15 protein-coding genes are annotated in these 21,167 nt (G+C 62.0%); 10 read left to right on the top strand and 5 right to left on the bottom strand.

All coding sequences use genetic code 11. The annotated features are described in order from the left end of the window. Positions 1–49 precede the first annotated feature (49 nt). From BR24_RS01860 to BR24_RS01840, 5 genes are all read left to right on the top strand, one after another. Positions 50–694: a dimethylsulfonioproprionate lyase family protein gene (locus tag BR24_RS01860; protein WP_496539816.1), complete on the top strand. Its 645-nt coding sequence runs from the start codon at positions 50–52 to the stop codon at positions 692–694. Between the two features lie 248 nt (positions 695–942). Beyond that, positions 943–1,503: a putative ATP-dependent zinc protease gene (locus BR24_RS01855; protein WP_496539815.1), complete on the top strand. Its 561-nt coding sequence runs from the start codon at positions 943–945 to the stop codon at positions 1,501–1,503. Between the two features lie 44 nt (positions 1,504–1,547). Continuing rightward, the gene (locus BR24_RS01850) at positions 1,548–3,113 is read left to right on the top strand and encodes an inactive transglutaminase family protein (protein ID WP_496539814.1); all 1,566 of its coding nucleotides are present in this window, start codon (positions 1,548–1,550) and stop codon (positions 3,111–3,113) included. 4 nt (positions 3,114–3,117) lie between these two features. Further along, positions 3,118–4,059: an alpha-L-glutamate ligase-like protein gene (locus BR24_RS01845; protein WP_496539813.1), complete on the top strand. Its 942-nt coding sequence runs from the start codon at positions 3,118–3,120 to the stop codon at positions 4,057–4,059. Then, on the top strand, positions 4,034–4,867 hold the full coding sequence (locus tag BR24_RS01840; protein WP_496539812.1) for a hypothetical protein: 834 nt from the start codon (positions 4,034–4,036) through the stop codon (positions 4,865–4,867). Before BR24_RS01845 ends, BR24_RS01840 begins: the two co-directional genes overlap by 26 nt. A gap of 34 nt (positions 4,868–4,901) precedes the next feature. On the opposite strand, the gene BR24_RS01835 is transcribed toward BR24_RS01840, so the two are convergent. The 4 genes from BR24_RS01835 to BR24_RS01820 form a co-directional block, all read right to left on the bottom strand. Continuing rightward, positions 4,902–6,191: a transcription antitermination factor NusB gene (locus BR24_RS01835; RefSeq protein WP_496539811.1), complete on the bottom strand. Its 1,290-nt coding sequence runs from the start codon at positions 6,189–6,191 to the stop codon at positions 4,902–4,904. 93 nt (positions 6,192–6,284) lie between these two features. After that, positions 6,285–7,124 carry a DUF116 domain-containing protein gene (locus BR24_RS01830; RefSeq protein ID WP_496539810.1) on the bottom strand — a complete coding sequence of 280 codons (840 nt, stop codon included), beginning with the start codon at positions 7,122–7,124 and terminating at the stop codon, positions 6,285–6,287. Positions 7,125–7,356: 232 nt separating this feature from the next. Then, entirely contained in the window at positions 7,357–8,862 is a 1,506-nt protein-coding gene (gene cobA / locus BR24_RS01825) for a uroporphyrinogen-III C-methyltransferase (protein ID WP_496539809.1), read from the bottom strand. Between the two features lie 958 nt (positions 8,863–9,820). Next, complete coding sequence (locus BR24_RS01820) at positions 9,821–12,484, bottom strand: valine--tRNA ligase (protein ID WP_496539808.1); 2,664 nt, start codon at positions 12,482–12,484, stop codon at positions 9,821–9,823. Between the two features lie 124 nt (positions 12,485–12,608). Here BR24_RS01820 and BR24_RS01815 point away from each other — a divergent pair, with 124 nt between their 5' ends. Both BR24_RS01815 and BR24_RS01810 read left to right on the top strand, forming a co-directional pair. Beyond that, a complete protein-coding gene (locus BR24_RS01815; protein WP_496539807.1) occupies positions 12,609–13,853 on the top strand; it encodes a BPL-N domain-containing protein in 1,245 nt (414 codons plus the stop codon). A 110-nt stretch (positions 13,854–13,963) separates the two neighbouring features. Continuing rightward, a complete protein-coding gene (locus BR24_RS01810; RefSeq protein ID WP_496539806.1) occupies positions 13,964–15,922 on the top strand; it encodes a flagellar assembly protein A in 1,959 nt (652 codons plus the stop codon). Between the two features lie 72 nt (positions 15,923–15,994). Here the strand turns inward: BR24_RS01810 and BR24_RS01805 are convergent, their stop codons facing one another. Then, positions 15,995–17,701 carry a bacteriohemerythrin gene (locus BR24_RS01805; RefSeq protein WP_496539805.1) on the bottom strand — a complete coding sequence of 569 codons (1,707 nt, stop codon included), beginning with the start codon at positions 17,699–17,701 and terminating at the stop codon, positions 15,995–15,997. A gap of 139 nt (positions 17,702–17,840) precedes the next feature. On the opposite strand from BR24_RS01805, the gene BR24_RS01800 reads away from it, so the two are divergent. The 3 genes from BR24_RS01800 to BR24_RS01790 all read left to right on the top strand — a co-directional run bounded on the left by BR24_RS01800 (position 17,841) and on the right by BR24_RS01790 (position 20,782). After that, on the top strand, positions 17,841–18,494 hold the full coding sequence (locus BR24_RS01800; protein WP_496539804.1) for a hypothetical protein: 654 nt from the start codon (positions 17,841–17,843) through the stop codon (positions 18,492–18,494). A gap of 84 nt (positions 18,495–18,578) precedes the next feature. Further along, positions 18,579–20,171, top strand: coding sequence for a peptide chain release factor 3 (locus BR24_RS01795; protein ID WP_496539803.1), 1,593 nt, complete (start codon positions 18,579–18,581; stop codon positions 20,169–20,171). 2 nt (positions 20,172–20,173) lie between these two features. Next, entirely contained in the window at positions 20,174–20,782 is a 609-nt protein-coding gene (locus BR24_RS01790) for a 3'-5' exonuclease (protein WP_496539802.1), read from the top strand. Positions 20,783–21,167: the final 385 nt, after the last annotated feature.

Raw genomic sequence — 21,167 nt, 5'->3', positions numbered from 1 at the left:
CGCGAGGGTTGCGTTTGTTTCATGCCCCATTTCATGCTACCGGGATACCATGACCCGAACGCTCAAGGACCACCCGTATCTCACTTACTATCTTCAGGACATCCTGTTCTGGTACCGCAACGGCTCGGCCGGCGGCAGCAAGGTCATCAACAGCCACATGAAGCATGTCCGCGTGGCGCTGAAAAAGGCCCTGAAGGACTGCCCCGACGTCGCCCTTCCCGAAGCGCAGAGCAAACCCGTCTGCTTTCATCTTGACCGCGCGGTGGACAACGGGATGCACGGCCCGGCCGCCGGACCGGTGCGGATGTTTTCGCGCATCGCGGGTTGCCTCTCCTGGGGCTACGGATATGAGCGCATGCCCAGAAAACTCAGCAGCAAGTACGCCTACAGCGAACTCATGGGGCCAAGAGGCTTGGTGCGTTTCGACAGGCTGATTCTGGGCGTCGTGCTGCTCGCCCCGGACACTGTCTATCCCGCCCACAGCCACGCGGGCATCACCGAATCCTACCTCTGCCTGAGCGGGACCCTGTCGCAGAACGACGCCGGCGTCTACGCCCCGGGGTCTCTGATCTACAATCCCCCAGAGCACAGCCATCGCATTACAACGGGAAGAACCGAGCCCTGCCTGCTCTCATACGCATGGGCCGGCTCCGAGGAAGCGCTCGCCAATCAGAACATGACCTTCCGGCGCTAGCCATCCTCCTTTCCGGGCTGCCACTGCTCATCATCGCCCATTTCAATCTTTACGCATGTCGAAATTTCTTATAGGCACAAATACACAATGCCAATCTTGCGCTGCCGCCTCGTGCGGATCGGGCAAAAGCGGCATGTTCTTTCAATACTCACAGAATCCATCGACAATGCACACTCAGAAAGACGGCCCTCGAGGGGTCGCTTCTTTCGCCCGTTGACGGAAAGCCCGGGTGAACACCGAGAATTCAAATGAAAAGAGTCATACCTGCGACACTGACGGTCCTCTGCATGCTTCTCGCGACAGGCGTCGCTCATGCCGAAGAAGACCTCGCGAATCCGGCCCCCGCCCCCTGCGCCGCGGTCGACGAATCCCTGAACCGGGAGTGCGTCATCGCGGGATTCGTGGAGACCGTGTCCATCACCATCCGCGGAATCGACGCGCCCATCACCATGGAGGCGAAGCTGGACAGCGGCGCTGACAGCTCGTCCATGCACGCCGAAGACATCGTGCTCGACGAAAACGAAAGGACGGTGACGTTCACCGTGACGGACCAACAGGGCCGCAGTCAGCGCGTCACCTGCGAATACGACCGGATCGTGCGGATCAAGAAGCGCCCGTCGGGATACCAGCGGCGGGCCGTCATCCCCGTGGTGGTGACCATCGGCAGCCGGGAGCTCGATGCGTTCATCAATCTGGCCGACAGAAGCAACTTCTCCTCCCGGATGCTCATCGGCAGAAAGGAACTCGCCCGGGGCATCCTGGTGGACTCCTCCCGCAGCAACCTTCTTCCTCTGCCCGACGGACAGTAACCGACGACGCACGCGCCGCCGATCTCTTCAAGGATCAACCGGACATGAATTCTCTGCAACTGAAGCTGTTGGTGGGCCTGCTCCTGCTGACCGGTCTCGGCATTTTCGGCTACAAGGCCTTTGTTCTGGGTTTCCCGCTGACCCCCGAAGAGCGCACCAGAATCTGGAACGTGGAAGCCCGCGTCTCGTTCGAGGCGCAGGACAATCCGGTCAAGGCCACGCTCCAGACGCTCAACCGGCTGCCGCGGTTCGTGGTCACTGACGAATACTTCATCAGCGACGACTACGGGCTCCTGCGCGGAAAGCAGGCAGAGGACGGCTCGGGCCTGACCAACGACACCGAGGCCGAAAACGCCGTCGCGGTCTGGTCCAAACGCTCCGCCAGAGGCAAGCAGGACCTGTTCTACTCCGCCCGCCTACGCCCTGAACACAACGCTGACGGCCAAAGCTGGGTGCACCCGGCGGACGTTCCCGGACTGGTGGATCCGCAATTCACGGCGGCGGAACAGGCGGCGGCCAATTCCCTGCTGACCAAGGTGGGCAGCGAGTCTGCGGACATCGAGACCTTCGTGCCCCTTCTGATGCAGCTTCTCATGCCGCCCTCGGACAATACGGACGCGGCCTACCTGCTGCGCGGCCACCCCGGTCGCCTCGGCGCGGTCAACATGGCCGTCAGGCTGTTGCATTTTTCCGGCATCCCGGCCCAGTCTGTCCACGGCATAACCCTGCGCACCTCCAACAACGCGCCGCTGAGTCATTGGCTGGAGCTCTACCACGACGGCGCGTGGCACATGTTCGACGTCACGCAGGGCACCTTCGGGACGCCGGTGAATTTCGTCCCGTGGTGGCGCGGCAACGCCCCGGTGGCGTCCCTGAAAGGCGGGGAGAATCTCGAAGTAACGCTCTCCGTGGCACCGGTGTCCGTGAGTTCGCTGAAGAACACCGTCGAACAGCTCAACAACACCGCGCCCGCAATCATGGGCTTTTCCCTTTTCAACCTGCCGGTGCAGGCGCAGGCCACCTACCGGGTGATCCTGCTGATCCCCATCGGGGCGCTGTTGCTGGTCTTTCTGCGCAACGTCATCGGCCTCTCCACCTTCGGCACCTTCATGCCCGCGCTCATCGCGCTATCGTTCCGGGAGACCGAGCTGCTGTGGGGCGTCTGCCTCTTTTCAATCGTGATCGTCCTCGGGCTCTCGGTCCGGCTGTATCTGGAGCACCTCAAGCTGCTACTCGTGCCGCGGCTCGCCTGCGTCCTCATCGTGGTGGTGCTGCTCATGGCCGGCATCAGCGTCATCAGCTTCAAGCTGGGCTTTCCGCGCGGCATCTCAGTAAGCCTGTTCCCCATGGTCATCCTGAGCATGACCATCGAGCGCGTCTCCGTCATGTGGGATGAAATGGGCGCGGGAAAGGCCATCCAGCAGATTATCGGCACCATGGCCGTGGCCGTGGTGGCCTATCTGGCCATGAGCAACCAGTTCATCGAGCATCTGACCTTCGTCTTCCCGGAGCTGTTCCTCGTGCTGCTGGCCCTGACCATGATGACGGGACGCTACACCGGCTTCCGCCTGCTCGAGCTCATCCGCTTCCGGGCGCTGCTCAGGAGGTAGAATCATGTTCGGCTGGTTCAAAAAACTCGGCTCGCTCGGCGTTGTCGGCCTCAACTCCCGCAACGCCGGCTACGTGCTGCCCCAGAATCCCCGGCAGCTCTATCCGCTTGTGGACGACAAGATCACCACGAAGCGGCTGACCGAATCCGCGGGGCTCAACGTGCCGGAGCTTTACGGCGTGTTCCGCTCCCAGCATGAACTCAAGCGGCTCCCTGAGTTGCTGGCGCGGCACGACGCCTTTGTTATCAAACCCGCACGGGGCGCGGGCGGCAACGGCATCATGGTCATTAACGGCAGGCTCGGCCGACGTTTTCGCAAACCGGATGATTCGCTGGTTTCGTCAGACACCATTTCGTTTCACATCCTGAACATTCTCAGCGGCATGTACAGCCTCGGCGGTATGCCGGACCGCGCCATGGTCGAATACTGCGTCCAGTTCTCCCCGGTCTTTCGGGACATCGCCTATCAGGGCGTCCCGGACATCCGAATCATCGTCTACAAGGGAATCCCGGTCATGGCCATGCTCCGTCTGCCCACCCGCGAATCCGACGGCAAGGCCAACCTGCACCAAGGAGCCATGGGTTGCGGCATCGACATGCGTACCGGGAAAACCACCACCGCCGTTTGGAAGAACGCCGGATGCGACACGCACCCGGACACCCTGCATCCGATCGGCGGCGTGGCCATACCGGACTGGCGGGAGCTGCTGAAACAGGCGGCGCTCGGCTATACCGTCACCGGTCTGGGCTACCTCGGGGTGGACATTGTGCTGGACAAGACGCAGGGACCGCTCATACTGGAGCTCAACGCGCGCCCGGGGCTGGCGATTCAGGTGGCCAACCGGGCCGGACTGCGGCATCGGCTGGACAGCGTGGACGCCGTTCACCAATCACTCGAAACGGAAGAACAACGGATTGACTATGCAATGGAAGCATTCGCGTCATAACAGAGGACGGCTCACTTCAGGACTGCCAGTCCTCGTCGCGGCCCTGCTGACGCTTGCCGCCTGCGTGAAGCAGCCCCCCGATGCACAGCCGCCCGCCGAACCCGCCCCGCAGGTGGAGCAAGCACCCGAGCTCGCGCCGGACGAAGTGCTCATGACAGTGGGCTTTCTGGAAAACGTCTCTCTGCGCAAAGTCCGCAAGGTACGCTCCGAAAGCCTGCCCACCGGCACCCGCAAGTCCTTCCCTGCCGGGACCGACATCCTGCGCATTCTCAAATACGACGAGGAAGTGCTGACACTGCCGAAGATGCAGGCCTCACGTGACTTCACCGTCAGGCTGCCGGGCAAGTCACCCGACGCCGCAGAGCGCACTCTTCAGGGGTACTCCAATGTTTCCTACGAAAAACTCAATACGTCCAGCGGAACCGACGTTCTCCTGATCGACTCTTATATCGTGGCCGTGGACGAAGACGGAACCCTTTCCCCCACCTTTCATCGCCCTACCGACACGCCGGGAGTCTTCCGCACCCTGTCTGCCGAGATTTCCCCGCCAGCCGTCCGGTTTCGGGACGTGGTCCGCACCCGCGTGGTCCCCTCTTCGGAGCGGCACTACGTCATCCGCTTCGCTGGGAAGCAGGGCATGAGCATTCTTTTTGAGGTGCGAAAGCTCAAGGGCGGGAGCCGCCCCAAGGTCATGAGCCGCGAGAAGGTCACCGTGCCGCTCGGAGCGCCGCTGATCGAGATCAACGGCCACCGCTTCAAGGTCCACACCGCGACCACGGAATTTCTGGATATCGAACGAATCAGCTGATGAAGCGGCGACCGCACGGGTCGCCCCGTCCGTTCTACTTTTCAATCAGTGATGCAAAGAAGAATTCGCCCAGCCCCGAGTTGATCGGCGTGGTCCAGCGAACGGTCTCGCTAGCGCCGGGATTTCTTTCAAGAAAGCCTTCGATGAGTTTCTCGTTCTCGTCGGGATTGAGCGTACAGGTGATAATGGCCAGCCTGCCGCCGGGACGAAGCGCCTCGGCTGCGGCATCCATGATATCGGTCTGCAGTTTGATGAGCGAGGCTATGTCTTTCTGACTGCGCCGCCACTTGGCGTCCGGACGTCTGGAAAGCACGCCGAGACCGGAGCACGGAAGGTCGAGCAGCACGGTGCCCATGTCCTTGAGCGGTGCGCCCGCATCGGCTCTGGCGCGAAAAGCGCCCACTTCCGGCATTCCCTCGCGCAGGGCCTTGAGCCGCCCCATGTGTACGTCGCTGGCATAAAGCGGGGCAATCCCTTTCTCCAGCAAAACGCGGGTCTTGCCGCCGCGCCCGGAGCAGGCATCCCACACCGGCGTGGGCCACTGCTCGGGAAGCAGCGCCTCCAGCGCCTGACGGGAGGCGAAACTGCGGCGTTCCAGCGGCGGCGAAACTTGCTGCAGGGACACGCCCGGACGGAAGGCAAATGAATATCCCTCAATGTCCAGCAGGTCCTCCCGCCCCGCAAGCACTCCGAACAACTCGTCCGCGTCCTCGCGTCCCCAGAGAGTGATCCCGAGCGCGGGGGGCTGCACCTGCGCAGCAAGGTATTTCTGCGCCTTCTTCTCGCCATACGCATCGAGCCACATGCGCACGATCCAACTGGGGCAGGAATAATAGCGACTCCAGACTTCGACAAGCTCGGAGCCGTCGTCATAAAAGGAAATATCGTGCACATCCGCACCCAGTTCCGAAACCCGACGCAGCACGGCATTGAACAACCCCGAAAGCCTCGCCCCGGGCTTGCTTTTGGCAAACTCCACCGCCCAGTCCACGGACGCGTATGTAGGCACGCGGTCAAGGTAAAGAATCTCGTAGGCCGCCACGCCCAGAGCCATGAGGAAGCGGTCCGGTATCCGGTCCAGCTCTTTGACGAACCCGGAAAGCACGTACTCAACGCGCCCTTTGAGCCGCAGGTAACCATAGGCCAGCTCGGTGGCGAGCGCCGCATCGCGCGGGTCGAGGTTCTTGCCCTTGAGGGCTTCGTCGAGCGCGGCCTGAATGTCGCATCCCTGCCCCAGACAACGCTGTAACGCTTCCAGCGCCGCAGCACGCGCGGGCGGCAGCGGCCTGTTCTTCACCTTGGACTTATGAGCGGCTTTGGACACCGGATCTCCTTTTCCTGAAACAATATCACCAAATTCTGGTTAGGCCCGGGCGAGTGTCAGCGCAGCGACACGAACCCGTCCGTTCTGAAACAATCAGAGGTTGACGGCCTGCCCCGTTCCGATGGCCGAACCGCGCGGGCCTTCGACCCCGGCGAGGGCATCTTCCCTGAGAAAGCGCTGCAGGGCCTCCTCCACCCGGTCCAGCGCCACGGTGGTGTCGAGGCACGGGCCGTGCGGACGCTCGTTTAACACGCCGAACACCGGCAGCGGATACGTGTCCTGAATCCCGCTGGCCAAATCGCGCTGGCAGGCCACTGCGATTATCAACTTTGGCCTGAGCTGCACCACGATGCGCCGGGCGATGGTGCCGCCGGTGGCGATGGCGAGGTGCACGCCGTAGCGGTCATGGATATCCAGCAGCCCGGCAATGGGGCATTCCCCGCAACGCTTGCAGTTGTTGACGTCGTAGGTCAGCCGCCGGGAGCAGCGGCTGGACTGCAGGCAATGCGGCATCAGCAGCAGGACGCGGTCCGGGTCGTATCGTTCGGCCTCCGCAAGCACCAGCTCGTTGTTGACGCTGATGAAGGACAGCAGGATCGACTTCTTCTCTATGCCCAGCATTCGGCCGATGAGCACCATCAGCGGCAGGAACAGCTTGACCGTCAGCCCCCGGAAACGTCGGGAACCCGGCAGGGGCCGTTTGAGCACGATGTTCAGGAACAGCCCCCAGTAAGCCACGCAGACCATGCCGCCCAGCAGCACCACGAGCGCTCCGAGAATCCACTTCGCCGCCGGGTGGATGTTGTCCAGCCCGATGTAGGGCACCACCCACAGCGCGGCAAGCAACAGACACACCACGAAACATGCGCCGCTGATAAGCGCGATGAAAAGCCGTTTGCGGGCATGGCGGATATGTTTAGGAGGAACTACCATCAATTTCCATGAACAGTTTATAATGGTCTAAGAGGTAACACGCGCAACCGCGCTCTGACAAACGCCAAATACATCCGGAGGCCACTTCGCGCCGATTTCCGGAACACACGGGAATAATTCCCTAAAGGCTCCGGGATGACTCGCGGGCGCCTCCGGCGTCCGCAACGGTCCGCAACCGCAGGGTGAAGAGAAACGGGCCGGGGCGCTGGAGAGCGTCCCGGCCCGGAGTAGGCTACTTGTCGTCCAGTATGGACTGTACCAGTCCCGGAATGGTGTAGTCTTCCGGCTGGATGTCCGGTGTCAGCCCGTAATCACGCAGCGTCTTCGCCGTGACGGGGCCGATGCAGGCCATCTTGACGTGCGGGCAGTCCTGCACTTTTTCAGCCTTCACGAGCTGGAAGAAATTTTCCACCGTACTCGACGAGGTGAAGGTGACGTATTGAATCCTGCCTTCATCCAGCGCCTTTTCGATTTCGGAGCCGCTCTCTTCCGCGAGCGAGGTCTCGTAAACCGGCAGGACCTTCACGTCGCACTTGGCGCGGGTCAACTCGGCGGGCAGGATTTCCCGCGCCACGCGGGCACGGGGTATGAGCACCTTCTTGCCCGCGATGTCCAGATCCAGCAGCCCCTTGACCACGTGCTCGGCCACGTACTTCTTGGGCACGAAGTCCGGGTTGATGCCGCGGTCGCGCAGGGCGTTGGCCGTGGCCGGGCCGATGGCCGCCACGTTGATGCCCCCGAACTGGCGAGCGTCAAGCCCCGCATTGCGCAGGTGCCGCCAGAAATGCTTCACGCCGTTGACCGAAGTGAAAATCACCCAGTCCCAACGGCCGAGCTGGAGCGCGTGCTCCTCGACCTCGTCGGCGTTTTCAAGCGGATTGATGGAAATGGTCGGGAACTCGTACACACAGGCGCCAAGGTCACGCATGGTCTTGACCATGCCGCTGGCCTGCTCGCGGGCCCGGGTGACAACCACGCCCTGCCCGAGAAGCGGTTTCTTCTCAAACCAGCCCAGCTTGTCATGCAGGGAGCAGACGCCGCCGACCACGATGATGGAGGGAGCCTTGAATCCGCGCTCCGCGGCATCCTCAGCCACATTCTCCAGCGTGGAAACCATGGAAGTCTGTTCACAGCGGGTACCCCAGCGAACCAGCGCCACCGGCGTGTCGGCCGCGCGCCCGTTCTTCATGAGATTCTCCGCGATCATGGGCAGATTCTTCACGCCCATGTAGAAGACCAGCGTGGAATTGGACTGACCGTAGACCGACCAGTTATGGCCGGATTTCTCCTTGGTCGGGTCCTCGTGTCCGGTGATAAAGCACACGCTGGTGGTATGATCCCGGTGCGTCACCGGAATGCCCGCATACGCCGGAGCGGCAACCCCGGCAGTGATGCCCGGCACCACCTCGAAATCGATACCGGCCTCGACCAGCTCCTCGGCTTCCTCACCGCCGCGACCGAAGACATACGGATCACCACCCTTGAGACGGCAGATGGTCTTGCCGGTCCGGGCCTTCTCAATGATCAGCTCGTTGATCTTATCCTGCGGCAGGGTGTGATCCCCACCCTTCTTGCCGACATAGAGGATTTCGCAGTCCTCCTTGCACCACTTCAGAAAATCGGCGTTGGCAAGGTAGTCGTAAATCATGACGTCGCACGTCTCGATCACTTCCTTGGCCTTCAGAGTAAGCATTCCGGGATCGCCCGGTCCGGCACCGACAAGATACACTGTGGACATCGCTTATTGCCTCCGGGAGCTCGAAAGCCCCTTTCAAAAAAGCTCTTGAATATATTTGAAAGACACCCCGCCCCCCTCAGTACCGGGCGAAGCACCTTCCAAAATGTTGATCACCGGGCTCCCTCAAGACCCCGGCCTGTAACCTTGTACCAGTCGGACAAACCGCAAGCTCCCAACGGCAGTCCCTCTCGTCGCCGGCAATGCCTCCGGCGGCTCAAGGACCTTTTCCAAAAGGTCCTTGAGAATCCCCAAAACGTCTTGTCTTGCGCCGCTGCATACCGCCCGGGAAAGCGGATACCGGCCAAGCGGCACACGGGGATTCGCAGATATCAAACCATCTCTATGCCCCAACCCGTTTCGGGAAGGTGCACGGGCGGGGACGGACGCGAAGCAACGGCCCTGCCCGGGTGCCTTGCCGAAACAAGACAGGGATTGCAAAGGGGGACCGCCCCTTTGTCGGGAGCAGGGCAGCGCCCTGCTCGCCGAAGGCATCCATAGCCTCCGGCGGCTCAAGGACCTTTTCCAAAAGGTCCTTGAGAATCCCCAAAACGTCTTGTCTTGCGCCGCTGCATACCGCCCGGGAAAGCCGGTACCGGCCAAGCGGCGCACGGGGATTCATAAATATCAAACCATCGCTCTGCCCCAACCCGTTTCGGGAGGGTGCGCGGGCAGGGACAGACGCGAAGCAACGACCCTGCCCGGGTGCCCTGCCGAAACAAGACAGGGATTGCAAAGGGGGCCCGCCCCTTTGCCGGGTGCAGGGCAGCGCCCGGCTCGCCGAAGGCACCAATGCCTCCGGTCGCGACTCGCCCGTTCCTAGCAGGTCCAACCCACTTTTCACAAGCCGCAAATATGGGTCTTCATGCACAGTCGCGCACCTGATAGACCCGAATCTGTCAGTGACTAAGGGGAAAAATCGCTGAGGCCTCCGCACCGGAGGCCCCAGTCGATCTCGTTGCTATCCTGCGATGGAGCTCAGGCGCTCCTTGAGCTCTGCGAGCTTGGCGAGATCTTCTTCCATCTCGGCCAGCTTTTCCTTTTCCTTCTCGACGACCTCGGCGGGCGCGTTGTTGGTGAAGCCCGGATTGGAGAGCTTCTTGGCCACGCCGCCCTTGGTCTTTTCGATCTTGGCGATATTCTTGTCCAGCCTTGCGAGTTCGGCGTCGAAATCCACCACGCCTTCGAGGGGGACGTAGATTTCGTTGCCCTGAACCACGGTGGAGCCGGAAGCCTTGGGACCTTCCACGTCCGGGCCGATGGTGATGTTCTCCAGACGTGCGAGGGAGCGGATAAGCTCGATGTTGGCTTCGAGCAGCTCACGGTCCTCATCGGACACGGTCCTGACCTGCAGGTCGAGCTTTTTGGCGGGTTCGATGACCAGTTCGGTGCGGATGTTGCGCACGCCGGACACCACGCCCATGAAGAGTTCCATGCGGGCCTCGGCCTGCTCGTCGCGCAGTTCAGGGCGCATTTCCGGGTAGGCGAGCGTGGCGATATCGTCGCTGCGGTCGTCGCCTTCTGGGCGCGGGAGAACGGACCAGATTTCCTGAGTGATGAACGGCGTCACCGGGTGCAGCAGAATGAGCACTTCGGAAAGAACGGTCCAGAGCACGCGCTGGGTTCTGGCCTTTGCGGCCTCGTCTTCGCCGTAGAGGGCGGGTTTGACCATTTCGAGATACCAGTCGCAGAACTCGCTCCAGATGAACCTGTAGAGGGTCTGGGCGATTTCGTTGAAGCGATAGGTCTCGGTGGCCTCCTTGACGGTAACCTTGAGTTCTTCGAGACGGCTGAGAATCCACTTATCGGCGAGGCTGTCGCTTTCGGACAGTTCCACGGCCGGAATGGTCTCGGGCAGATTCATGAGGCTGAAGCGCGCCGCGTTCCAGATCTTGTTCATGAAATGCTTGTAGCCTTCGATGCGCTTTTCGCTGAGCTTGATATCGCGGCCCATGGCGGCAAAGGAGGTCAGCGTGAAGCGCAGCGCATCGGCGCCATAGGTCTGGATCATGTCCAGCGGGTCGATGACGTTGCCGGTGGACTTGGACATCTTCTTGCCCTTTTCGTCACGGACCAGCGCGTGGATGTAGACGTCGTGGAACGGCACCCTGTCCATGAACTCCAGTCCCATCATCATCATTCTGGCGACCCAGAAGAAGAGGATGTCGAAGCCGGTGACGAGGCAGGAGGTCGGGTAATACTTTTCCAGATCTCTGGTCTGTTCCGGCCAGCCGAGTGTGGAGAACGGCCAGAGCGCGGAGGAGAACCAGGTGTCGAGCACATCCTCGTCCTGAGCGAGGTTTTCGCTGCCGCACGCGCAGGTGGTGGGGTCTTCCTTGGACACGATGAGCTCGCCGCAGTCGCCGCAGGTCCATGCCGGGATGCGATGGCCCCACCAGATCTGACGGGAGATGCACCAGTCGCGGATTTCGTCCAGCCAGTTGTAGTAGGTCTTGCTCCAGTTCTCCGGATGGATTTTGGTCTGATCCGGGACGGCGGCGCGGGCCTTTTTCGCCAGCGGCTTCATGGACACGAACCACTGGGTGGAGACGTGCGGCTCAATGACGGATTTGCAGCGGTAGCAGACGCCGACCTTGTGCTCGTGGTCCTCGATGCTGTCCAGATGGCCTGCGGCTTCGAGGTCCTTGACGATCACGTCGCGGGCGTCGTCCTTGTAAATTCCCTGATACTTTTCGGGCGCGTGCTCGTTCACGTAGCCAGCGTCGTCGAACACGGAGAGCACTTCGAGGTCATGCTTGCGGCCGAGCTCCCAGTCGTTCATGTCATGGGCCGGGGTGACCTTGAGGCAGCCGGTGCCGAATTCCGTGTCAACGTAGGTGTCGCCGATGATGGGCAGTTCGCGCCCCACCAGCGGAAGGATGGCTTTTTTGCCGATGAGGTGGCTGAACCGCTCGTCCTCGGGGTTCACCGCGATGGCGGTATCACCGAGCATGGTTTCGGGGCGGGTGGTGGCGATGGTCAGTTCGCCGGAGCCGTCGGCAATGGCGTAACGGATGTGCCACAGCTTGCCGGGCTTGGACTCGTGTTCCACTTCGTCGTCGGCGAGCGCGGTGTGGCAGCGGTTGCACCAGTTAATGATGTAGTCGCCCTTGTAGACCAGCCCCTTGTGGTACAGCTCGACAAAGACCTCGCGCACGGCCTTGGCGCGGTCGTCGTCAAAAGTGAAGGCCTCGCGGGTCCAGTCCACGGATGCGCCCATGCGGCGAATCTGGTTCAGGATGTGGTCGCCCTTCTCGCGCTTCCATTCCCACACGCGCTCGACAAAGGCTTCGCGGCCGAGGTCATCGCGGGTCTTGCCTTCCTGCTTGAGCTGGCGTTCCACCACATTCTGGGTGGCGATGCCCGCGTGGTCGGTACCGGGAACCCAGAGCACGTCGCGACCCTGCTGGCGGTGAAAGCGGCAAAGGATGTCCTGCAGGGTCAGGTTCAGGGCGTGCCCCATGTGCAGTACGCCGGTTACGTTCGGAGGCGGGATGACGATGGAATACGGGTCGCCTTCGGCGTCCGCACGGGGGGTGAAGGTGTTCTCCTTCTCCCAGTGGCTCTCCCACTTGTCCTCGACGTCCCAGGGCTCGTAGCCCTTGGCAAGCGTAGGTCTGCTCATGGTAGGTTTTCTCCTTGCGTATGAAAAGGGACGCCTCGGCGTCCTTGAAATTCAAGCGGTTGTGCTTGCCAGAAAGCAACGCCCCCTGATAAGCGTGCGGTAAGACTCGTCAAGGGACCGCTACATGTCAAGCATATACGTATATTGGGATGAATCCCATTTCTGGGGCCTTCTGCTCATCCGCGCACTGCGCGCATGGGGTGTTCCCCATCGGTTGGTGCGCGCAAAGGCAATATCCCAAGGAGCGCTGGACCGCAAGCCCGCAGCGCTGATGGTCCCCGGCGGGTATGCTCGCGGCAAGGCCGCACACCTCGGCCCCGAAGGCATGGACGCCATCCGGCGCTACGTCGACGAGGGCGGGACCTACATCGGGTTCTGCGGCGGCGCCGGGCTGGCACTTTCGGAGAGCAAGGGGCTGGGGCTTTCTCCGTGGAAACGGCGCCGCTTCAAGAATCGCCTCCAGCATTTTCTCTCCGGGCACATGCACGTCCGGCTCGCCGACCACCAGCTGATACCGAAGGAACTCGGCGGCGAGGCCCTCATTCCGGTCTGGTGGCCGGGCCAGTTCGACGACAGCGCCCCCGGCCCCGAGCCGCTGGCGGTGTTCGACACACCGGGTCCCGACGTGTGGATGGCCGACATGCATCTCAAATCTCTTCCCGAAGGCACGGTGGGCGACTGGGAGAATCTTTACGGCATCAGCCTGCGGCCGGACTTCATCAAGGGTCGCCCCGGCATCGCCGCCAACGCGTACGGACAGGGGCGCGTCATCCTGAGCTATGCGCACCTCGAGACGCCGGCCTCCCCGCAGGCCAACTACTGGCTCGGCAGCATGCTGGCCGACATTCTCGGCATTGAACCGAACCGCGCCCCTCTTCCGGCCTGGGATCTGGCCTCGCGTCCTGTACGCTGGCACCACCCGGTTCTGGAGCAGGCCGCACAGGCCATGGACGAGATCATCGAGACCGGCAACCGCCACTTTCTTCTTTTCTGGAGAACGCCGTGGCTCCTCGGCTGGCGTCGCGGCATCCCCGGCTCCGGCATCAACGCCCTGTACGCGCTCATTCACGAGATAATGGCCTCCGAGCCAAACGCCGAGGCCGAGCAGTATCTTCTGGAAAACGGCGGCAGAACGGGCGAACTCGTTGACCTGTTCCGCAAGGGCGTCACAGGCTATCTGCTGGCGGAACGGCTCGGCATGACCGTACTGCACTCTGGGCCGGACGCCATCACGCCGGAAACCCTGCGCAACCAGCGCAACTCTCTTTTCGGAAAGCCCCCCGCGCCCGGCGGACTGTACGAGGAACTGCTGCGGTTGCTGGAGGACCTGTACTTCCTGCTCTCGCGCGGTGTTTCCGCCACTCCCTAGAGGGGTTTCCTCCCTGCATCTAAGGGGGGTTACATTGATTCCAAAGCCATGTATGGTCGGGATGCCGTCACTGTCCGACTGAACCGCATAGTACACGGAGCATGTGGGCCATGGCCGACGAGAACTATACCTGCACCCCCATGGAAGACCCTCCCAAGAAGAAGCCGAAGGAGAAAGGGTCTTCCGACGCGCGGTTCCGCTTCTGTCTTTCCGAAGACAAGATGAAGCTGGGAATCAGCCAGTACACCCCTCCCTCCAAGCTCGGAGCCGAGGCCACGGTCGACAGCCTGTGCCGCCAGATCGCGGAAGCGGGCGTCAAGCTCGATCCCGACCGCGCGGCCGCCAAGCGCGTCATCGGCATTCTGCAGAACGGCGGAGGCATTGATGAAATAAGCGGCATCACGCTGGTGCGCGGGGTCGAGGTTCAGGAACCGGAAGACGCCTCCATCGAGCCTCAGGGCGACCTTAGCAGACCCGTCTTTCCCGGCGATCGCTTCGCCGAATACTCCCCCCCGAAGCTGGCCCGCAACGGCGAGACCATCAACGGCGTCATCACCAAGCCCAAGGACAACCGCAAGGCCGAAGACTTAAAGGCCGAGGCGGGCGAGAACTGCGACTTCGACGCACGCGACGGCGGCTTCACCGCGACCGCGCACGGCATGGCCCGCATCGAGGGCGGTCGCGTCAGCGTTGCTCCCTGCCTGCGCGTGACTTCCGACGAGATCAAGGTTCTGGGCGACCTGTACGACAAGGATTTTCGCGGGCTCGCCATTACGCCCGACCGCATCGTCAAGGTGCTCCATGACATGGAGATCGGCCTCGAGCCCGATCTGGACTGGTTGGACAAGGAGCTTGAGCGCGCCGCCAAGAGCCGCCAGCCACGGCTGAAAAAGACCGTGATAAGGGGCAAGCGTCCCATCGATGGTCGCGACGGCTGGCTCGAATACCTCGTGGCCACCCGCGAGGAGGCCGGTACCGAAGACGACCAGGGTCGCGTCGACTACCGCAACCGGGGACTATATCCCTCGGTGACCCCTGACCAGACCGTGGCGCGCCTGCATCCGCCGACGCAGGGAGAGGCGGGCGTGGACGTCTACGGCAAGACCATCCCGGCCAACGCGGGCCGCGAGCTGACGCTGCACGCGGGCGAGAACATTGAAGTCTCGGCCGACGGCATCACGTTCACCGCCAAGGATACGGGCATACTGGTTGTCGAAAAGAACACCGTTTCCGTGACCCAGTGTCTGGTCATCCACGGCGACGTGAACCTCGGGACCGGCAACGTTCGCACCGACGAGGGCTCGGTGAAGGTCACCGGGAACGTGCTCTCCGGCTTCAAGGTCGAAGCACCCAAGCACATCATCGTGGAAGGCTCGGTGGAGAGCGCCGACATCAAGGCGGGGGGAGATGTCTCCGTCAAGGGCGGCATCCTCCAGCCGGACGGCGGAACGGTCTTCGCCGGGGGCGAGGTTGTCACGGGCTTCGCCGCAAACGCCACCATCCGCGCCGGCAGGAGCCTCGTCATCAAGAACGAGTGCAGCAACTGCAAGGTGCAGACGCCATATCTGCTGGCGGCCAAGGGCAAGGGTGTGGTGCAGGGCGGCATGCTGGTGATCACCAAGGGAATGGAAGTGAACGAACTCGGCTCCGAGCTGGGCGTACCGACCACGGTTTCCGTCGGCATCGGCAGCGAAAAGGACTCCGAGCTGCTTGCCGAACGCGCCAAGCTCAAGAAGGAGCTCCAGAAGATAGACCACGCGCTGGGCGGGGCCGACCCCAAGGATATTCTCCGGCGGACTCCCGAAGACAAACGGCCTCAGGTGGCAAAGATCATCAAGCACCGGATGAGCGTTGCCAAACGCTTCGAGGACACCGCCGCTCGCGCCGCCGAGATGACGAAACAGCGCATCAGTCAGCTCAGCAGCGTAAAAATCAAGGTACGCAAGCAGATTCACCCCGGCGTTCTGATCAAGATGGGCGGCAAGACCTTGAAAGTGAAGAACACGCTGGAGCGTTCCATGGTCTTCTGGCACCCCGGCAAGGACGACATCGAAACCGGGAACCTCTAGCAATCGAACTGCATGAAAAAGCCCCCGCTCCAAAACCGGAGCGGGGGCTTGCTTTTCCAAGGCGCAAAAAAATCAGTGCACGCCGCGCTCGTTGAGGAACTTGCTGTAGCGCTGGTCCGTGCCCTTGATGTGGCCAAGCAGCCAGTCCTTCAGGAAACGCATGACTTCCATGGTCACAGAGGCCTTGCCTGAGCGAAGCTCCTCGCCGAATTCCGAGACCTTTTCCACGAACTTGCGGTGTACTTCCTTGTGGGCTGCCGTCTCCGGATAACCGTGCTTGTCGAAGAGCTTCTCCTCGGTGCCGAAGTGCTCCACGGCGTAGTTCGCCAGCCGGTCCACCACTTCCATCATGATCTTCTGCGAGCGGCGCTGGCGCATGGCGTCGTTGAGTTCGTTTATGAGGTCGATGAGCACCTTGTGCTGGTCGTCGATCTGCTTGATGCCCACGGAGAGGCTGTCATCCCAGACGAACAGCTTGCCGTCGGCGCGCAGGCCGGAGCGGTCCGCCTCCACAAGGCCGTGGACGATGTTGTCCAGATTCTCCACGAGGCCGGATATCTCGTTGAGAGCATCCGTGGCGTGTCCCATGCCGTCGGCGGTCTCGCCCGCCACATGGTTCACCTCCGACACCGCGCGGTTGATCTCCTCGCTGGCTGCGGATTGCTCTTCGCTGGCAGCGGCTATGGACTGCACCTGAAGCGCGGTCTCGTCCACGATGTGCACGATCCTTTCCATGAACTCGCCGGAGCGGTTGGCTTCCTCGGTGCTGTGGTCGATGTCTTCGGCAGCCTGCTCCACGGCCACCACGTTCTCCCGCGCGTGCTCCTGTATCTGCTTGACCGTGCTGCCCACCTCCTTGGTGGCCTGCATGGTCTTCTCCGCGAGCTTGCGCACTTCGTCCGCCACCACGGAGAACCCTCGCCCCGCCTCGCCCGCACGGGCAGCCTCAATGGCCGCGTTGAGCGCCAACAGGTTGGTCTGATCCGCGATGTCGGTGATGACGTTCATGATACGGCCGATGTTCTCGGCTTCCTGCCCGAGTCCGGTCATGGACTCCTTGAGGCGCATGATGCGGCCGTGCATGTTCTGTATGGACGCCACCGCGGTGTGGACGCCCTCGGCGCCGGTGGTGGCGTTTTCCTTGGAATTGACGGCGCTCTCGGCCGCGCTGCCGGCGTTGCGGGCCACCTCGATGACAGTGCTCGTCATCTCCTCCATGGCCGTGGCGGTTTCGGTCATGCGATCGCGCTGGACCTCCACCCCGGAGTTGACGCGGTCCACCTGCGAACTCAGCTCGCCGATGGCCTTGAAAATCTGCTCGGAGAGCCCCTCCGCGCGTGATGCGGCGCTCTGCATCGCCTCAACGAGTTCGCGGCTTTCCCGCTCGGATGCACGAACCTTCTCCATTTCGGCTTCCAGTTGAGCACCCTTGTCACGGGCGGCATCGGCATCGCGACGGGCGGTACGCGCCTGCTCGAAAAGCCCCTCCCTGTCCGAATCAAGGGCCATGCGGACGCGGCGCAGTTCCGCGGCTCCGCCCTTCTCCTCCGGCAGCTCCTGCCCTTTTTCCAGTTGTGATGCCAACCGTTGCAAAGGACCGGTAATGCCGCCGAGCACGGTCCGCAGACCGATGGCGAGACATATCACGATGACAAGGCTCAAGGCAGCCTGCGTCGCAAGCAGCGCAGATCCGGAGAGCAGCCACGCTGCAACCGGCTGAGAGAGCGAGGCGGCAGCAGCGACAGCGAAAAGGATTGCGAACAATTTTGCTGTGGACACTCGGATACTCCGATGTAAGATTGACGGGTAACAGGTCTGGTTCAAGGACACTACCCTTCTTGCCAGCAAAGGACAAGAGCCTCACCTGCACGAAATGTCGCAGCCTATCGACAGAACTGGAAATATTCGGAGGCCGGTAATGAAACGCTTACTCTTTCTCACCGCAGTCGCGCTCTTGGCGGGGACACTTTGCGCCTGCGTCCCCACCCTCAGGGTCGCGGACGGCAACTTTCAGAAAGCGAGACATCTCAGGCTCGCGGGGCTGGATGAAGAGGCGGCCCCGAAATATGCCGAAGCCGCATCCGCCTACAGCAACGAGTTCACCCGCCGTTCCGAAGACGGACGCGCGCCGTTTCTCTCCTCACGACTCAAGGCTGGCATGAGCATGTACTGGAGCGGACGCCACAAGGACGCCTTCGAGCTGTTCAACGGCCTTTTCGACGCAGGCGGACGCTCTCTGGAGACCATCGTCTACGGCGGCCTCTCCGCTGCCGCGCTCGACAGGCGCGAGGACGCCGTGAAGATGTGGTCCGCCATGGACGCCACCTACGGCATGTACATTCTCCAGCAGGGCATTGAAGACGCCCTTGAAAAACTGGAAGGCGGCTCCATCACACTCCCCCGGGCTGCGGAGCAGGTACGCGACGCCCTCTGGAGACAGGACAGGAAGAACGTGCGCACCAACCTCAAGCCACAGACGCAGCTTGATCCTCCCGAACACTGCGCAGGACGCTTCTGGTGGCGCTACAGCGCTAGCCCGTGCTCCACTCCGCCGAGGTTCCTCGACGATTAATGAACTTGACCTTTTTGTACATCCCGGTATACCGCAATCCGGGCCGCTTCGGTGGCCCGGATTTTTTTTGAGGAAAAGGAGACCATGGAAGCGCAACTCAAGAAAGAGGTGGAACGCCGCCGCACGTTCGGCATCATCAGCCACCCCGACGCAGGCAAGACGACCCTCACCGAGAAACTGCTGCTCTTCGGCGGAGCCATTCAAACCGCCGGAAGCGTCAAGGCCAAGCGGGCCGCGCGCCACGCCACCAGCGACTGGATGGCCATGGAACAGCAGCGCGGCATCTCCGTGACGACCTCCGTGATGCGGTTCAATTACAATGATCACGAGATCAACCTGCTTGACACCCCCGGTCACCAGGACTTTTCCGAAGACACCTACCGCACCCTCACCGCGGTGGACTCGGCGCTCATGGTCATCGACTCCGCAAAAGGCGTCGAACGCCAGACCCGCAAACTCATGGAGGTCTGCCGACTGCGCGACACGCCGATCATGACCTTCATCAACAAGCTCGACCGCGAAGGCCGGGACCCGTTCGAACTGCTCTCCGATATCGAGGAGACCCTGAACATCGAATGTGCCCCCATGTCATGGCCCATCGGCATGGGCAAGGACTTCAAGGGCGTCTACTCCCTGCACCAGAAGAAGCTGCACCTGTTCTCCCCGACCCACGGCGGCGGCATTCAGGAAGGCATCGTCATCGAAGACATCAACGACCCCAGACTCGACGAAGAGCTCGGCGATCAGGCCGACAAGCTGCGCGAGGACGTTGAGCTGCTCGAAGGCGCGGGCTACCCCTTTGACCCGCAGCGTTATCTGGCCGGAAAACAGACCCCGGTCTTCTTCGGCTCGGCCATCAACAACTTCGGCGTGCAGGAAATGCTCGACACCTTCGTGGACCTCGCACCCTGCCCGCGCGAACGCCCCGCCGTGGAACGCGACGTATCCCCGGAGGAGACCTCCTTCTCCGCCGTATGCTTCAAGATTCAGGCGAACATGGACCCGGCGCACCGCGACCGTATCGCCTTCATGCGCATCAACTCCGGCCGCTTCACCAAAGGCATGAAGGTCAAGCACCACCGCCTCGGCAAGAGCGTCACCGTGTCCAAGGCCACCATCTTCATGGCGCAGGACCGCGAAGGCGTCGAGGAGGCATGGCCCGGCGACATCATCGGCGTGCACAACCACGGCACCATCCGCATCGGCGACACCTTCACAGACAAGGAACCCCTGACCTTCACCGGCATCCCCAACTTCGCCCCGGAAATGTTCCGCCGCGTGATCCTCAAGTCGCCCCTGAAAGCCAAACAGCTCGGCAAGGGCCTGACACAGCTGGCCGAAGAAGGCGCCGTCCAGCTCTTCCGCCCGCTGGTCAACAACGACTACATCCTCGGCGCGGTCGGCATGCTCCAGTTCGACGTGATTCAGGCCCGCCTGCGCGACGAATACGGCGTCGACGCCATATACGAGCCTGTGGAACTCTACACCGCACGCTGGGTCAACGGGTCCGAATCCGAACTCAAACGCTTCTCCCGTTCCATGCAACGCTATCTGGCACTGGACGGCGACGGCAATCTGACATACCTTGCCCCGAGCCGCTGGCGACTCGATGACGCCGCCGAGAATTGGCCCGAGATATCTTTCCACGCCACGCGCGAACAGACCAACAGCAATTGATCATGCCCATAGTGGAACTGCCAGAACAATACACAAGAGCGTTCACCAAGGAAGAAATCAACGCCCTGCCCCTGAAACGCTGGAACGGACCCGTCGAAATCGTCAGGACCGAAGCCCAGCGCGACAAGGCAGTAAAGGAACTCAGGAGCGAGCCGCTACTCGGCTTCGACACCGAGACGCGACCGGTCTTCAAGAAAGGCCGCAAACCGAACCTCCCCTCACTCCTTCAACTCGCCACGGCGGAATGCGTCTACCTCTTCCAGCTCAACCTCCTGCCCATGAACAACGGGCTCCTCGACCTGCTCGCCGACTCCGACGTCATCAAAACCGGCGTGGCCGTCAGAGACGACATCTGCGGCCTGCGTAAACTCACCGAGTTCACCCCCGGCGGCTTCGTGGACCTCTCCGACATCTCCGCCAGCACCGGCATGCAGACCCACGGCCTGCGCAACATGGCCGCCAACCTGCTTGGCTTCCGCATCTCCAAAACAGCACAGTGCTCCAACTGGGCCAAAGACAACCTCGCCCGAGCACAAGTCGCCTACGCAGCCACTGACGCGTGGGTCAGCCGCGAACTCTACCTCGCCATGAAAGAACTGGAACTGCTGTAACCGCAGCATTTCCGGACAACACTCCCGGCATTTTCATATGCCTCCGGCGGCTCTCCGAGGGCCCTCCGGGGGCTTAAGAACCCTTTTGCAAAAGGGTTCTTAAGAATCTCCCAAAAACATTTGGCTTGCCAAGCCGCGTTGGGGCTTTCCGACAGCTGAGGCTTTCAGGCGGCTTGGCGGCTATGCTGACGGCGGTTTCAGCTGGCGAGGAATATTACAGCCTAGGGAGTTTTAAGCTTTTCAGCTAAGAACCACAGAACCATAATTCCCCGTCAGCGGGGTTGCAGCAGGGACGCGGGTTGTGCGGCCGCATGGCCCTGACAGCTGCAACCCCGCTGACAACCCAGGGATTCCAAAGGGGGCCCGCCCCTTTGGTCCGCCTGAA

It is taken from the genome of Pseudodesulfovibrio halophilus DSM 5663 (assembly GCF_059568665.1).
The sequence above is the reverse complement of the archived record's forward strand: the minus strand, read 5'-3'. Positions and strand labels throughout refer to the sequence as shown.